A 16,164-nucleotide genomic window follows, 5' to 3' on the forward strand; every position below is an offset into this window, starting at 1 on the left:
GATTGAGGCATCCGCCAATAATAAAGAATATAATTTTGATGAGAGTATTCGTTTTCAGGTGGAGGAATTTAAACCTGCTAAAGCTGAGATGAAGATAAATCCTGATAAATTAAAATATATCTGGAATGAAGTATTAGGGTTGGATCTTTTAGGGTGGTACTTATTTGGTGCACCTGTTATGAATGATATTGAGTATACAGTATCTATAACACCAATTGTGTATAAAAGTCAACGATTCCCTGATTATTCATTTTCAACCCAGATATATGATTATTATGATGAGTATGATGAGTATAGCCCATCACCTACTGTGATAGCCAGTGGTAAAGCAAAGACAAACGAAAATGGAGTAGCTAAAGTTTATGTTCCACTGAGGGCAAAAAGTGATATAACAAATGGTGAACTACTTATTACAGCAAAAACAAATCTTTCAGATGATTCGCCGGTCTTTGGTGCAAAGTCTGGGATACAGGTGTTGCAACCAATTCACTTTGGAATCAGGGTGCCGCAGTACTTTAACTATGCAGGTAATGCCATGACAGTGCAGATAGTTGCGGTCAATAGCGATGATGCTGTAGTTGATAATAATCAGGTCTTGCTTGTAATTAAACGGCACCAATGGGTATCATATCAGATAGCTGGTGTCAATGGGCGATTGCAGTGGGAGTATAAAAACATTGAAACTAATGTATATTCTCAGATACACAGCATTGGAAAAAAGGATGTGACAATTGTTATAAATGAACCTGGATACTTCACTGCAGAGCTATATGATACGCAAAATAAGCAAAAATATGCAGTTCAGGACTTTTACATAGTGGGTAAGGGCGAAGCCGGGTGGCGAATGAATGATGATGAAACCGTTGATGTAGAAATGGATAAAAAGAACTATGCTGTTGGCGATACAGCAATGCTGCTTGTTAAAAATCCGTTTGAAAATGCAACAGCATTTGTTACAATAGAACGAGAAAAGTTTTTTGACTACTTTGAAGTACCTGCTACATCCAGTATTGTAACTATTCCCATTAAGATAACTGAAGAGTATATACCTAATGTTCATGTAAGTGTGATGCTCTATACGGGAAGAAGTGGTTTTAATAAAGTAAAAGATGGTGAAGATATGGCAAAGCCAAAATGCTATATTGGCTATGCAAATATAAGAGTTATACCACGAGAGAAAAAATTAAATATTGTAGTAAATACGGACAACAAGCAGTATAAACCTGGTGATACTGTAACACTGAATATGATTGTAACTGATCACCTGGGACAACCTGTCAATGGCAAAGCTACAATCTCAGTGGCTGACAGAGGGGTACTTAATCTTGTAAACTATGTTCTTCCTGATCCTATAGACTTTTTCTATCAGCCACGCCCGCTTGCAGTTACCACCTTTGACGTACGTCAAATAATTTTAGGACAGCGGTATTTAAAAGAAAAAGGTGAGCTTATTGGAGGTGATGGTGGCATAGCTTCAATGGGAATGATTGTGCCAAGGGCTGATATTAAGTATACTGCATATTACAATGCAACTGTAAATGTTGAAAACGGTAAGGCCCAGGTTTTGTTTAAGTTGCCCGACAACATTACAAGCTTTAAAGCAATGGTTGTAGTTCATACTCAGGAATCAAAGTTTGGTTATGGAGAAACAACCTTTGATGTTAAAAAGCCTTTGATGGTTTTACCTACTTTTACACGATTTGTGCGAGTTGGTGATTTTTTCAATGCTGGTGGACTGATATTCAACTATACTGGCACTCAACAAAAGATTGCAGTAGGGATTGAGCTAAAAGGTGGTATGAAACTTAAAGATGGCAAATCATCACAATTAAAAGAGATAACATTGAAAAATGGTCAATCAACAGAGGTGCTATTCCCAATTATTGCGGGAAATGATCACACTGCAACATATATACTCAAAGCAAAAGCAGGAGCATATACCGATGGTATAACAGACACTATTCCTGTAAAAGCACCCAATATTTATGAAACTGTTGCACTGTATGGAAGGATCACAAAAAAGGAAGATGCAAAAACATATAAATTGAATATTTCCAAAAACATTATTCCCAATCTTTCGTTTGTTAATGTATATGTAAGTCCTTCCCAGTTTGCAGAATTAAAGGGAAGCTTAGATTATCTGGTTGAATATCCTTATGGTTGCCTGGAACAGAAAGTGTCAAAAATACTTCCGTTGATTCTTGGTGAGGATATCATAGCACAAAAAAATTTACTAAAAGTTAAATCACAGCAAGACTTGCGTTCTACTGTCCAAACAGTACTGGATAAATTGCCTGATTATTTTAAAAATGACGGCTTTTCATATTGGACTTCGGATTATGGAAACACTTCAAGTTATTTGACGGTGTATGCCACTTTTGTATTAACTATGTCAAAAAAACGTGGCTATAGTATTGATGAAACAGTGTTTAGAAAAGCTTTGGAAACAGTGAAGCAATTTGTAACAAAAGGCGTTATTTTCAAACACGAGGAAAGCTGGTTTGGATCAGGTTATAAATATCTTACATTATCATTTGCCCATTATGTTGCTGCTCTAAACGGCATTACCAGCAAGAGTGATTGGGAACTTGTCTACAATTCACTCAACAACAATTATTCAGGCATGAGTTCAGGGTATGCATTTTTGCTCAAAGCAGTATCACTGTATGCAGATTCAGCATTTAAACAGTCAATGATTAAAGAAGTGTCCCAGAAACTATTTTCAACAATGCGCACCGAGTCGGGTTATGTGTACTTTAAAGATGATGCTAATTGGAATCACTTTTACTATGATAATGACATCACAACCGCTCTTGTTTTACAAGCTCTGCTGGAATCTGGAGTACATTTTGAAAATGACTTTAAAGTTGTGAATTACTTATTAACACAACGTAAAGGATGTGCATGGAGAAATACGCATTCAAATGCGTTGATATGGTGGGCATTGAATACATATTTGCAAAAGTATGAAAACCAAAAACCTGAATTTAGCATAAAGATTCTTTATAATGAAAAAGAATTGATTTCACAATTGATGCAGAATCAAAATGTTTCATACTCAACAAACTATTATATTACCCCCGCTGATTTTGGTACTCAATCGTTGCGGTTTATAAAAAATGGTACTGGCATTGTATATTATATATTCAGATACCAGTATATACCAGTCTACGATTCAATAGCAAACAGGGATATGGGGTTTGAAGTATCAAAAGTATATAGAGATGTTAAAACCAAAGATGAAGTAAATACATTTAAAAAAGGTGCAGAGTATATTGTTGACATTGAAGTGTATACCACAAAAGAAAGAGGTATAACCGTGCTAGATGATCAGCTCCCAGCAGGGCTTGAACCTGTTAACGTTTCTTTTGTAACCGAGGAAAAGCTTACCACTACAAACCTTAAACAAGACTATGATACATGGGGAACATTTAATCACTTTGAACAATACAATGATAAAGTTATATATTATGCTGATTTCCTGCGCAAGGGTAAGCACACTATTACGTATAAAGTACGAGCAACAAATACAGGGACTTTTGCTTTGCCTGCATGTAAAGTTGAGGAGATGTACAATCCTGAGGTGTTTGGAATACAGTACTATAGCAATAAGGTGAAAGTGCAGTAAGTATCATGCAACTGTGTTCACTATTCAGTAACTATCGCCCATACCGTATTATAAAAGCTTTAGCTGTCTTATTTTGTATGGCGATAGTTACTTATATAGCAATCCCATATAAACAAAACTACCTTGCCACGCATAACCGATTACCCATAACAATCTATGACAGATACGGCACAGTACTGATGGAAATAGCAAGGGATAAAAGCGGTCTTGCACAGTATATAGATTTTGAAAAGGTTCCAGAAGAGTTTATTGCGCTACTATTGTTTTCTGAAGATAGGAAATTTTATTTGCACCATGGTGTTTCGCCTTCTGCAATTGCTCGAGCAATATATCAAAACATAAAAGCTATGCGTGTGGTTTCTGGTGGCTCTACCATTACTCAGCAGCTTGTAAAATCTAAAAAAGAAATTCTTAGGAATACCATTTGGACAAAGGTATTAGAAATAATAGAAGCCATACGATTAGAAATGCATTTTACAAAAAGGGAGATCCTTGCTGCATACATAAATGAGGTGTATTTGGGTAACAATATATATGGCTTTGAAAAAGCAAGCCAGTGCTATTTTGGTAAGTCATTTACAGATTGCAATCTTCTTGAAGCGGCTTTCCTTATTTCTATTGTAAAATCACCAGGACGATACAACCCGTATAAAAATCCTGAAATAATTGTGCAAAATGCAAAAAGGCTTTTACAAAAGGCAAATGAATCAGGATTTTTACATATTTCCCCTTCTGAATTAAGTACCTATATGCAAAAAAAAATTTCATTACAGTATACTGACAAAAACATTACCGCACCACTTTTTTGCTTATATGTGCTGTCACAGGCAAAGAAGCTTTTCCCGGATAAAGATATTGTACATATATATACCACACTTGATGTTCACCTTTATAAAAATATCTTATCTGTTATGCAAAACTCTTTGGATATTATAAAAGATTGCAATGCATTGCATGCAGCAATGGTTATGATTGATAATACTACCATGGAAATTTTAGTAATGATTGGCTCCGTTGATTTTTTTGACTATGACAAAGGTCAGGTAGACGCAACACTAATCAGGCGGCAGGCAGCATCAACAATGAAACCATTTGCTTATGCGCTTGCTCTTGATAAGGGAATATTTCACACATCAAGTATTTTGCCTGATGTGTATACACAGTTTTATTCAAGAGTTGGTACGTATATTCCCAAGAATTTCAGCCAAAGTTATCATGGGCCTGTACGTCTGGCAAAAGCATTGGGATGTTCATATAATATACCTGCAGTTTATGTAGTTAATGCAATAGGTCTGGTGCCATACTATAATTTTTTAAAGCAAATAGGGTTTTTCTCCATTACGCGCTCACCAACACATTATGGCTTAGGAATAGTACTAGGTAATGCCGATGTTACCTTAATAGAACTTGCCAATGCATATACTATATTTCCTCGAAATGGAATATTTTCAAAAGCTGTAGCTATTACTAAAATAAAGGATGCACAAGGTAATGTTCATTATGTACAAAAAACAACCCCTCAACGTTTTCTGAAACCATCAACCTGCTATTTAATATCACATATCCTATCCAACTATTCGTATAAAGTAGATGCATTTGGAGCACAGTCAGCAATTAATCTCCCTTTTCCTTTTGCAGTGAAAACGGGCACTTCAAAGGATTTCCGTGATAATTTTATTGCTGGGTACAATACTAGATTTACAATTGGGGTATGGGTGGGAAATCTTTATAATAAGCCCATGTTCCACCTGCCTGCAGTGTCAGGAGCAGGGATAGTATTAAAAGATGTACTTCTGTATTTATGGAATGCAGGATATGAATTTCCCTCGTTTAAACCTGTAAGCAAAATTAAAGCAGTAATGGTATGTAAATTATCAGGAATGGTTGCAGATAAGTATTGCCATGATACATATACTGAATATTATGATGAGGATAATACCCCCACTATGAAGTGCACATGGCACTTAGACAACAAGACTGTTGTTCCTGTTGAATATAGAGAATGGGCAAAAGAGAAAAAAATACTCTATGCACAATCAAAAGAATTAAAAATTATCTTCCCTCACAATGGATCAGTTTTTAAAATTGAAAAGGTTGTAAGGAAGAATATTCAGGCTATACCCTTAAAAGCACAAGCACCTGGGAAAAATGTGAAGTGGTACGTGAATGGTTATCCAGTGGGAACTGGTAATGAAGTAGTATGGAGGCTTATACACGGTGAACATACTATTACAGTTAAAGACAATGAGCAAATGGATAGTGTAAGAATCATAGTGTTAGATTAGTAGAGCAGTATGTTTATTGCCAACGTTATGTACAATCTGCCTTATCTTATGAAAAATANGGATAATAGCAATAAAAAATAATAAAATAATTGTCTAAAATATGTACTTTGCATAACCATGTAATATCTTTAAAAAAAATAATTAGATAATAAAAGGGTGATACTATGATGCACAAACTATTTTATCCTGATTCAGTTGCTATTGTAGGGCTATCATCCAGGCCAAATAATATACCCCGACTTACGTTAGAGAACATGCTGCGCTGGGGATACAGGGGTCGTATATTTGGTGTAAACCCCAAAAGTGAGGATGAACAAGTTGATGGGATCAGGATGTTTAAATCTATTGAAGCATTACCTGAGGTTCCGGATCTTGTGTATGCACTGATTCCGGCAAAATTTGTACCGGGAATAGTTGAGGAATGTGGAAAGAAAGGCGTAAAATGGATGGCCATCCCAAGTGGGGGGTTTTCGGAATACAGTGAGGAAGGACGAATGCTTGCTGAACAAACTGTGGCAGCTGCAAAAAAATATGGAATACGTTTTGTAGGCCCAAATGGCTTGACTGTGGCAAATGTTGAAAATGGACTATGTTTACCATTTGTGCCAATCCTTAGGCCTGAGTTTGGTGGTATGTCAATTGTTTCTCAAAGTGGGGGTGTTGCCCTCATGATGTGGAACGTAATCATGGACGAAAATATAGGGATAGCCAAGTTTGCCAGTATTGGAAATAAACTTGATTGTGATGAAGTTGATTTTCTGGAATATTTAGGGAATGACCCCGCTACATCCATAATCTGCATGTATCTTGAAAGTGTACCACGAGGAGCTGATTTAATAAGAGTTGCTGAAAAAATTAATAAACCCATTGTTGTATATAAATCTAATACAACACAGGCTGGGAAAAAAGCAGCTATGAGCCACACAGCTGCTATGAGCAATGATGAAGAAATTCTCAATGCTGCATTTGAAAAAGCAGGTATTATACGCATATACAACTATCATGACTTTTTTGCAGTGGCCAAAGCATTTAAATTACCCCCTATGCGTGGGAAACGCATTATGGTTATGAGTCCTGCTGGCGGTTTTGCTGTCATGACTGCAGATTTATGTGAGCAGGCAGGTTTTGAATTTGCTGATCCTGGAAAGGAATTTTACCAGAGTTTGCAAAAATTTTCAAATGCAGGCGTAATCCATTTTTCAAATCCTCTGGATCTTGGCGATATTTATGACCCAGCTTTTACTGCCCATGTTGTGTATTCGGTTATGCACAATGAAAATGTTGATGGTGCGGTCTATGTAAGCCAGCGTCCTCAGATGCCTGATAGGGAAAATGTGTTTTCACGAATGTTCCTTGCCGACCTTTCCAAGGAAACGTGGGGAGCAATTGTGTCTTCGGCAAAGCCTTTGGGTATTTGCCTTCTTGGGTTGTCTCGTGTAATGGCGCAGGTCAAACGAACGGTAAATTTTCCAATATTTAATTCGCCAGAGGAAATGGTTCGTGCAATGGCATTCCAAATGAAATTTTATACTAGGCTCCTACAACAAAAAAAGGATGAACCCTGCACTATGTCTTTTGATAATGCACAACAGTGGATTAAAAAGAATGCCGGTGAAATTGGTGAAGATGCAATGGAACTTTTAAAAGCAATAGATATTCAGGTTCCACCATCAGACATTGCCACTACGGAAAAAGAAGCGGTGGCGATAGCAAAGCGCATTGGCTATCCGGTGGTATGTAAACTAGTATCAAAAGAGATATTGCACAAATCAGACGTTGGTGGTGTGGTTGTAAACGTTGCCAGCGATGATGCAGTAAGAGAGGCATTTGCAACGATTCATGCAAATGTACTATCGCACAAACCTAATGCAAAAATTGAAGGAGTCCGAATTTCAAAAATGGCTGATAGCGGCATCGATATGTTTGTGGGTAGTAAATATGATGATTCCTTTGGACAAGTGATACTGTATGGTTTTGGTGGCATTTATGTTGAGGTATTTAAGGATGTTGCCTATTCTTTGTGCCCTACACCAAAAGAAGAAATTAAAGAAAAGATTGCTAAATTAAAATCTTTTGCATTACTTAAGGGGGCCCGTGGGCAAAAGCCAAAAGATATTGATGCGTATGTAGATATTATCTGGAAGCTTTCACATCTTTTGGCACAAGCACCACAGGTAAAAGAGATGGACTTAAATCCAGTAAGGGTTTTTGACAGTGGTTGTCAGGTGCTTGATATCAGGGTAAAGATTGTACATTAATTTCAATGTATAACTAATGAAAGCTACTGTATAACGTATGATTTATCTTGATAATGCTGCAACAAGTTTTCCCAAACCAAAATCGGTTATAGATGCAGTAGCACAATGCCTTAATGATTACTGCGCCAACCCTGGGCGCTCCGGGCACACGTTAGCAATACAAGCTGCACGTAAAGTTTTTGAAGCACGTGAAAAAGTTGCTGAATTTTTCCATGTTGCAGATTCACGCAATGTCATTTTCACAGCAAATGCAACGATGGCAATAAATTGTGTTTTTACTTCACTGCTTGAGGATGGGGATCACGTTGTGGTATCATCCATGGAACACAATGCGGTTATGCGTCCTTTGCGGTATCGTGAGCAACAGGGAACCATAACTGTATCATGTGTTCCATGCAGTGATAATGGTCAAGTAAACGCTGACATTATACCGTTTATAAAGAAAAATACAAAGCTAGTTGTTGTAAATCATGCATCCAATGTAAATGGTGCTGTTTTGGATATTGCTACCATTGTTAAAAAAGTTAAAAAAGCAAATCCAAAAACAGCAATACTGATTGATGCTTCCCAAAGTGCAGGAATAATTCCAATTAATGTTCAAGCGATTGGTTGTGATTTTGTCGCATTTACCGGACACAAAGCACTGTATGGGCCACAGGGAATTGGGGGATTAATAATCAACACAAAAAGACCTTTAAAACCTTTTATTATGGGTGGGACTGGAAGCAAATCCGAAAGCCAGTATCAGCCTGAATTTTTACCAGACATGTTTGAAAGTGGTACGCTCAATCTGCCAGGCATCATGGGGCTTAAAGCTGGTATTGAATATATACATCCACAAATAGAAGAAATTAAAGAAAAAGAGCTCACATATATTCAAAGAATAGTTGAATGTTTGGGAAGTATCAATGGAATAAAATTGTATTGGAGCAATTCGTTGAATACACAGATAGGTGTTATTTCATTTTCACATGAAAAAATTTCTTGCAGCCAGATTGGTCAGCGTCTTAATGATGAGTTTTCAATTTGCGTGCGTACTGGGTTGCACTGTGCACCGTTGGCACACCAAACAATAGGCAGTTTTCCAGATGGTACTGTGCGCGTATCGGTTGGAGCCTTTACCAAAAATGGCGATATTGACGTATTTTGTAAAGCTATAGAAACAATAACAAAGGTATGATGATTGACTATTGTGTACTTTTATTGCCCTCTGTTCATGATGTGATGAAAGCCGAAAAGGTACTGATTGCAGCGGGAGTTGATTTGAATGTGATGGCCACCCCACGGGAAATATCGCACAATTGCGGGGTGGTAATACGTTTTGATTGTAGTAATATAAGCAGAATACTTGAGTTACTTAGTGAACTTACTGTAGAAAAAAAGATCTTTAAAAAAATTGATGAAAATTTATTCAGTGAAGTTACTCAAGCGTAGATTCAAGCTTTTTAATGCTTTCACCCAGTATCTTATATTCTTTTGAGTTTTTTGGAAATGTACTCTGGTATTTTTTAAAATACTTTATCTGTTCTAATTTCCAGCGTTTCATGTCAAAATTATTATGAATCATATTAAACCCCCATGTATTAGATTGCTCTACTATAATTGTCGTAAAAAATTATGATTCTATTAACTATAAAATTCTTTTTTTGTAAGTTTGCATAAAACATTGTGATGATTGTAACATTTTTACTGCGTAACAATAAAGTATAATCATATATTTATTTTATAATGCCGATAGTTGATAATAATAGAGAAATTTGTATATTAATAACTAAGTCTACAGGTAATTGATTGCATGATTGATAAAGATAATATAGACATTAAGGATTTGCCGGTATTTCCACAGGTTGCCGTTAAAATTTTGCAGATCCAGGAAGATAATATTGATATTAGCTTCAAAGAATTGGAGAGCATTATACTGCTTGATCCCGCATTAACAGCTAAAATACTTAAAGTTGCTAATTCAGCGCTCTATGCCCGCCAGCGTGAGATTACAAACTTACAGCAGGCACTAACACTGTTAGGTTTTAAAATGGTAAAAAGCCTGGTTCTATTAGTGTCAGCTTCAAATATTTACAGTAAAAATGTAAAATCACACCAGCAGAGCACTGCTGCAACTGTTACAAAAACTTCAACTTCCATGATATGGCGACATTCAGTTGTAACTGCTTTTATTTCAAAGTATGTAGCTACACGAATTAAAAATGATGAAAAAAAAGAGGATGTGTTTGTTGCTGGTTTGCTCCATGATGTAGGCAGGCTAATCATGATGATAAATTATAAAGAAAAATATGAACAATATATTGCATATCTTAATCAAATGCAGTATAGGGATATACGTGAAATAGAAGAAAAAATATTTGAGATAAATCATCAGGATATAGGTAAGATAGTTTTGAATAAATGGAATTTTCCTCTTGAACTAGTGGATACAGTTGCACAGCATCATGTTGCTCAGGTAGACTCAAAATTCAAAACAACTGTACAAATAGTGGGACTTTCAAATATTTTGGCTAAAATAATTGAAAATGAAACTTTGTCACAAAACGATAAGGAGTTATTAGAAGCATATAGCAAAGCATTGAATATTACACAGGATGACTATAACTATCTGACAGGTGAGATTGTTGAAACTCTAAAAAATGATGAATTATATAAAATGAGCACTTCGCTTATTGGATAAAAAGTTAATTTACGTTCTGCTAAAAATAATAAAATCAATAATTGGTGCCTTTTTATACAGGTGATATGTGCAATATACTGTAGATACTATTGAAGCAATCATATAGCTTGTACCTGGAAGCCAGTGTATAGCATACATTGAAACTAACGTTAGCACAACATTGCATAAAAGATAGATACCTGCAGCCATTGCAGCTTCAAATTGTAATTCCATATACAGCAAATAGATTGTACAATTAAGTGTAAGCAAATGGAAAAACACAGCTATAAGCAAAATTCTCATAATGCTAAGATTAATTGTGTGTGCATAACCTAAAAAATCCAAAATTTGTGGTAGTTTAATTAAAATTCCAACAGTCCATATTGACTGGAAAAAAACAATGCCTTTAATGCCGTTTTGGAGTGAGATTAACATTTTCTGTTTTTTTGACTGTATGTACCTAAATGGGTCTTGTAGTATATTTGAAATAAACTCAAAGAAATTTTTATGAAAGTCGGTTTCGGCAATAATTAGAAAATATACCAGCCCTGGTATCATGGTTAGATATGCCAGAAACACTGGTATGTCGTAAGGTATGTAATAGTAGTAGAGTGTGTTAGGGATATGATTGCCGTATAAAAACCAGTACAGCATTTTATCCGACCATATAGCCATGTTAAAAAGCAATCCCATTAAAAATATGCGTTTATGTTCTTTAAATGAAGATATAAATTCTCTATTCAAGGTCAGTGATTGTATTGGATATGCAAGTTGTGAAATAATTATTAATAAAATAACGATGATTGCCTGTCCTATTGTATACCCACACAATGCACCAGAAATTCCATATATTTTTCCCAAATACTTGACACCTGCAATGCTGGCTATAGTTCCTGCAAGATAGCTGAAGAATATTTTATAGTATGCTTTTAATAATGCAATATAAACCAACATAATCCATAGTATGTTAATAATTATAAAAAGAGCTATCAGCGATAGTATATACAGAGTATGATAGGGGACAAATGAGAAATTGTTAAAGAGAATAAATACTGATACCGGCACTACAGATATTATTGATATAAGAATAATTGCGGTTAATAGTGCGGAAGGTATTTCCCTGTAATTTTCAATATACAGTTGATCGGCTATGTAGCGCGAAAATACGTAGTGAAAACCGCCTGACAAGAACAATGAAAAAGCATAAACATAGACTATTGTAACAGTAAATAATGCAGGATTGCTAGATATAGCTTCAAATGAATAAGTTTGAATAATGTATATCGTGAGTACTGATAGTATCCATGGTCCTGCCACAATGATAATACCTAAAAAGAAAGCTTGCACAATTGAAGACAATGTGCCTTTGTGCAATATTTTATATAATTCAAATCCAATACCAGCCATAATTCCTCATTGTGTATACATGCTTATGAATTTTGCATAGAGACTATCATAAGTAGCAATAAGATCTTTTTTATTGTAAAAGCGAATAACCTTATCCCTGTTTGAAGCAATTAGTTTTTTTCGGTAATCGGGGTTATTGTACAAATATATAACCCCTTGCGCAAGTTTTTCAGAATCTTTTGGATCCGCTAAAAGGATATCATTATAGTCAAGCATTTCGGGGACATTACCAACTCGTGTTGAAACAACGGGTATTCCTGCTGCATATGCCTCAAGGATTACTAAAGGCTGTGCTTCACGAATACTTGAAAGGACAAGAACATCCAAAAATTTATAATATTGGCGTACATCAGCTTTACCAGTGAATACCACTTTATCCTGTATCTGAAAATTTTCAACTAGCTTGGCACAATCTTCATAATAACTTTCATCTTCATCAGTAGGGCCAATGATATAAAATTTAACGTTAGGAATAGATTCTGCAACTATCTTTGCCATTATAATGAAATTTTTTACATCTTTTATTGGTACAACTCGTGCTACAATGCCAATGCTAAATTCTTCCCTTGTTTCTTTCTTTAAATCCAGGTATCGCTCAATTTCTATGCCATTTGGAATTACCAGTGTTTTTTCTCGCTTTGCTCCCTGTGCTATCTGTATATTCCGGTTTACTTCAAAAAGTGATATAACACAATCGGAATAATCATAGGTTATTGTGCTTAAGTCATTAAAAATATTTATCCACATATCACGCTGATATCCTTTTACCCAGGTAGCGCGTTTAATGTCTATCTCGCGTTCTTTGTTGTACAACCCATGTTCGGTCAAGATAACTGGCTTGTTGTATTTAATCTTTGCACAAGTAGCACATAGCCCTGCATACCCAGTTGATATGGTATGATACAGATCTGCCTTAGGAAGTTCCCATGTCATAATCTTCATCATGTATTCATGTGATGCGCGCCATGCCCAGTAATAGTCGGAAAATGGATAAAGGGGATTTCGTACAGAATTATATTGGGCAACAATTTTATAACTTGTCAGGTGGCGTTGAAGTGATGCGGGTTCATAATGGTTTTTATTGATGTAATTAAATATTTCTCTGAATTTAGAAAAATCTTTTTTTTGCATCATATCATTGTGAAATGATTCTATAGAGGAAAAAAAAGATGGATGGATCTTTTTTTGTGGCTTTTCAACAGGGCTTGTTAAAAGCTTGTTAACTAAACCTACAACGTTAGGAGGAAAAGTATATTTTGGCTCGTCTTCTTCTGCTGAGATAGCGAAAATAATAAAATTATAATTTGTAAGTCCTGAAATAATGTCCTGTATCCATGCCGAAACACCTCCTGTTATGTATGGGTAAGACCCTTCAGCAATAATGCAAACTGTTTTTTTTGATGGATCGGGTTTATTGATTGCTACAAAATCCATTGATAGATTAATACCTCAGCGTAATCTATGCTGCTATAATCATGGTGTGAAATAATTGAAGCAATTGTTTTAATTTTATCATAATTTTTGAGGTTATAATGGCATTCGGCCATCTTAAGCAAACAGTACACAGGTTTATAATGAATTGAATAGCAATATCCATAAAGCGACAGCGCAAGTTCAAAGTCTTCATTAAGCAAATAACTTTCAGCTAAAGCTAATTTAATTCTTTTATTTTTTGGATGTAATGAATAAGCTGTTAAAAGATTATCGATAGCCTGTTTGATATAAAATTTCTGGATTAGCTTTTGGCTTTCAAGAAGCAAAGCAAATTGAGTATACAAACATCCTAAAAGATAATGATAGATAAAAGTATAGTGTGAAGCTTTTGCTAACTTCTTCTTTACTTTTTCAATTTTTGCCAGGAAAGAATTTTCTATTGTATTTAAGCCTTCAGCAGCATACAGGGCTATTTCTGGATTAGGATCTTTAATCATTGAGCGAAGTATCCGCACTGAATGAGGGTTGGGACGCATTGCCAGTTTTTGCTGTGAAAACAGCCTTGTTATTTCATCTAGATCCTGTGCTTCATCAATTAATGGTCTAAGCGATGTGGCAGCCATAAGGTAATGTTCTATGCCAAGCAGCCCTTCGGAAAAAGCTTTTCGTAGTTTATGCTGTGTTTTTACAATATAGGGATTTTCTGTGATATCATGGCGGAAGAAATCAAATGGGTTTTCAAAGGTAAATAATTGAATTGTATCACTACCAAGTATCAATTGGTTATCGTTAAAAATAAAATCATCATGAGGATGAGTATTGCTCATGCTATCTCCTATATTTTTTGCATTAGTAATAGATTGTCGGCTAATATAATCATGTCTTCTTGGGACTGGTGATTTGGCCTCAGGCTGCTATAGCCAATTACAATTTCTGGATTAACTATCTGACCTTTTACATAATAGTTCTTTTTGCTGTTTTGTTCTATAAGAGACAGGCTAAACATTGCGGTACCATCAAAATCCATGTTAGGCAAAATGGCAGCAAACTGGAATGTTTCCTTGTACTGGAATATGAAAACCTTACCTTTTGCAAGTTGCTGTACTAGCTGAGCTATCTCCTTTAATATGAGTAGTGCGTCACGCATTGAGAATTTTTCAACTACTTCAGCACTATTGACGTATTCAACCAAAAGTAACGAGAGTTGTAATTTATTACGCCGAGCATTGTTAAATTCTTCTCTTAAAACTTCATAAAATTCGCTTATTGAATTAAAACCAGTTACGGGATCAACTTCTCTGTGTACAAGTGAACTGTAGCGTATAGCATTGCGAATAATGGGAGCAGCAAGGTCTGCAATCATGAGAAGCAACTGTTCGGTGTACAGATTATATTTTATAAAAGGTATTTTTTCAATATTAAGTGCACCCCATACATGGTTGTCAATGGTAATGGGGACAGTTATAATTGAATTGCCAGTATCTAGTGCTTTAAGGTTTTGATATTTTTGAAGCATTTTTATGGAAAACATGGTGTTATTTCTAACTGACCATCCTATTAGGTTTTCAGTATCAAGATTAGAAGGCGTAGTATTTATTTTGTCCTGGTCCCAGCCATTATATGCCAATAGATGGATGGATTTGTTGTCACGATCATACTGCCACAATGAACATTGTTCTGCACCGGTAAATTGTACAACAGCGTTGAGAATATTGGGATATATGTTTTCCAGATTCAATGTATTGAGCGCAATGATAGTTGAATATAAGGAAATGAGTGAGTTTTGCTGACCTAAAATGCGGTCCTGATACTCCTGATTTACCATAGATATGGCTTCAAGTTCTCGTTTAAGCTTAGTAGTCTGTTCAACCAGCTCTTTGATTGTATTTCTTTGATTGTGAATAACACGCCCAAGATTGTCACGTATTTCACCTAAGACTATAATAGTAATAAGTGATAAAAACAGTAAAGAAGATAGATGATGATAATGGGATGGGGTAGTTATGGTAGTATACAATATATCCGTATCACGATAAAGATCACTCAGTATAATAAAAGTTAGCAAAAACATTGTAGTTATGCATAATGTAAGAAAACCTGATTTCTTGCCATAAAACGATGAAAAAAATACAATAATAAAAAGATAAGGATTATAGTGTGCAGAAAGAAATCCAATATCATCAGGATACTTTATAATATTTATGATAAATATACATGCTATGACTGTTATGATTTCAATAGGAAATATTTTTTTCAATGATGTTATTATACTGCTCATAGTATATAGACGTATATATCAATTGATTGTTAAATGATATACAAAATTATTAGTTATTTTATTGAATAACATAACTAAATAAAAGTCAAGGAAATAAGGGTATTGTAAAAGTGTAAAGTAATAAAAAAGGCTGTCCAGTGTGGGCAGCCTTTTTTATATTATAACTGGTATGCTACATTACCACTTTTCTACCAATTCAAACAGTGCAGCAG

The 16,164-nt window shown here is 35.3% G+C and carries 11 protein-coding genes; 6 read left to right on the plus strand and 5 right to left on the minus strand.

What is annotated here, in order from left to right; translation table 11 throughout:
* The 5 genes from N3F66_12265 to N3F66_12285 all read left to right on the plus strand — a co-directional run.
* Nucleotides 1-3,628: hypothetical protein (locus N3F66_12265; GenBank protein ID MCX8124918.1), on the plus strand; the 3,628-nt coding region annotated here is incomplete at its 5' end.
* 5 nt (nt 3,629-3,633) lie between these two features.
* Nucleotides 3,634-5,913 carry a transglycosylase domain-containing protein gene (locus tag N3F66_12270; GenBank protein ID MCX8124919.1) on the plus strand — a complete coding sequence of 760 codons (2,280 nt, stop codon included), beginning with the start codon at nt 3,634-3,636 and terminating at the stop codon, nt 5,911-5,913.
* A 164-nt stretch (nt 5,914-6,077) separates the two neighbouring features.
* Nucleotides 6,078-8,171, plus strand: a complete 2,094-nt coding sequence (locus N3F66_12275; protein MCX8124920.1) for an acetate--CoA ligase family protein — start codon at nt 6,078-6,080, stop codon at nt 8,169-8,171.
* Nucleotides 8,172-8,208: 37 nt separating this feature from the next.
* Nucleotides 8,209-9,351, plus strand: coding sequence for an aminotransferase class V-fold PLP-dependent enzyme (locus N3F66_12280; GenBank protein MCX8124921.1), 1,143 nt, complete (start codon nt 8,209-8,211; stop codon nt 9,349-9,351).
* On the plus strand, nt 9,351-9,605 hold the full coding sequence (locus N3F66_12285) for a DUF3343 domain-containing protein (GenBank protein MCX8124922.1): 255 nt from the start codon (nt 9,351-9,353) through the stop codon (nt 9,603-9,605). Before N3F66_12280 ends, N3F66_12285 begins: the two co-directional genes overlap by 1 nt.
* Here N3F66_12285 and N3F66_12290 read toward each other — a convergent pair.
* Entirely contained in the window at nt 9,592-9,738 is a 147-nt protein-coding gene (locus tag N3F66_12290) for a hypothetical protein (protein ID MCX8124923.1), read from the minus strand. The genes N3F66_12285 and N3F66_12290 overlap by 14 nt on opposite strands.
* Before the next feature lie 228 nt (nt 9,739-9,966).
* Between N3F66_12290 and N3F66_12295 the strand changes: the two genes are divergently transcribed.
* Complete coding sequence (locus N3F66_12295) at nt 9,967-10,854, plus strand: HDOD domain-containing protein (GenBank protein MCX8124924.1); 888 nt, start codon at nt 9,967-9,969, stop codon at nt 10,852-10,854.
* A gap of 9 nt (nt 10,855-10,863) precedes the next feature.
* Here N3F66_12295 and pelG read toward each other — a convergent pair whose 3' ends face one another.
* Genes pelG through N3F66_12315 form a run of 4 tightly spaced genes read right to left on the minus strand, consistent with a single transcriptional unit; the run spans nt 10,864 to nt 15,931 of the window.
* Entirely contained in the window at nt 10,864-12,240 is a 1,377-nt protein-coding gene (gene pelG, locus N3F66_12300; protein MCX8124925.1) for an exopolysaccharide Pel transporter PelG, read from the minus strand.
* Between the two features lie 6 nt (nt 12,241-12,246).
* Nucleotides 12,247-13,674 (minus strand): GT4 family glycosyltransferase PelF, encoded by a 1,428-nt coding sequence (pelF, locus tag N3F66_12305; protein ID MCX8124926.1) that lies wholly within the window; start codon nt 13,672-13,674, stop codon nt 12,247-12,249.
* Entirely contained in the window at nt 13,662-14,501 is an 840-nt protein-coding gene (locus N3F66_12310) for a hypothetical protein (protein ID MCX8124927.1), read from the minus strand. The genes pelF and N3F66_12310 overlap by 13 nt, the downstream gene beginning before the upstream one ends.
* 8 nt (nt 14,502-14,509) lie before the next feature.
* Nucleotides 14,510-15,931, minus strand: coding sequence for a diguanylate cyclase (locus tag N3F66_12315; protein ID MCX8124928.1), 1,422 nt, complete (start codon nt 15,929-15,931; stop codon nt 14,510-14,512).
* Between the last annotated feature and the right edge of the window lie 233 nt (nt 15,932-16,164).

It is taken from the genome of Spirochaetota bacterium, from assembly GCA_026414805.1.
GTDB lineage: Bacteria > Spirochaetota > UBA4802 > UBA4802 > UB4802 > UBA4802.